Genomic DNA, 281 nt, shown 5'->3' with positions numbered 1-281 from the left:
AATATCAACTTTATAAAATTTCTCTGTATTTTTGACATGCTGTGAAGAAGAATTTGTTTTCTTTTGACCAAAAAGAGAGATGCCCAAAAAATCAAATGCAGCAAGTGGCTGTGGAAAAGAAAAAGCAAAACACAAGCTCATAAATACACAGCGCACAGTTCCTGATTTTAACAAAATTCTTATCTGGTATACCATAAATCAGATACCTTTAATACACTCTGCATTTACTACACTTTAAATAATATAAAAAAAGAAAGGTAAATATAACTACTTCGCACACT

Annotated in this window: 1 protein-coding gene; it reads right to left on the bottom strand. The window is 30.2% G+C overall.

The annotated features are described in order from the left end of the window. The coding region (locus tag ACFIKE_RS12120) for a hypothetical protein (RefSeq protein ID WP_375650214.1) at nucleotides 1–195 on the bottom strand (195 nt) is incomplete at its 3' end. Between the last annotated feature and the right edge of the window lie 86 nt (nucleotides 196–281).

The sequence above is a fragment of the Bartonella sp. MU70NMGDW genome (assembly GCF_042194085.1).
Classification (GTDB): domain Bacteria; phylum Pseudomonadota; class Alphaproteobacteria; order Rhizobiales; family Rhizobiaceae; genus Bartonella; species Bartonella grahamii.
This window is presented reverse-complemented; position numbering and strand designations above follow the sequence as displayed.